Annotated in this window: 1 protein-coding gene; it reads right to left on the bottom strand. The window is 75.4% G+C overall.

Going from position 1 to position 309, the window contains the following annotated elements; translation table 11 throughout:
• Window positions 1-309 (bottom strand): 2-amino-4-hydroxy-6-hydroxymethyldihydropteridine diphosphokinase (gene folK / locus ACQG3P_RS19095; protein ID WP_426805917.1); only part of this gene is annotated, 309 nt, incomplete at both ends.

The raw sequence follows: 309 nt of genomic DNA, 5'->3' as shown, positions 1-309 counted from the left end.
CATCGCAGCGTCCCGCACGCGACCCGGCCCCGGAAGCAGCGCCCCCGGGGCGATCTCGGCCAGCGGCAGCAACGCGCACGCGCGCTCGTGCAGGTAGGGGTGCGGCACCTTCAGCTGCGGCAGGTCGCTCACTGCCTCGCCGTACAGCAGCAGGTCCAGGTCGAGCGAGCGCGGGCCCCAGTGCACCGCCGCATCGCGGACCCGGCCGAAGTCGCGGGCGCTTCCCCACAGGGCCGCGCGCAGTGGGGTCGGTTGCAGCCCGGTGTGGGGCAGCGCGGCGGCAGTGTCGAAACCCCGCGGGGGGTGAAT

Origin of the sequence: Stenotrophomonas sp. SrG (genome assembly GCF_050031795.1) — a bacterium.
GTDB classification, from domain to species: Bacteria; Pseudomonadota; Gammaproteobacteria; order Xanthomonadales; family Xanthomonadaceae; genus Stenotrophomonas; species Stenotrophomonas rhizophila_A.
This window is presented reverse-complemented; position numbering and strand designations above follow the sequence as displayed.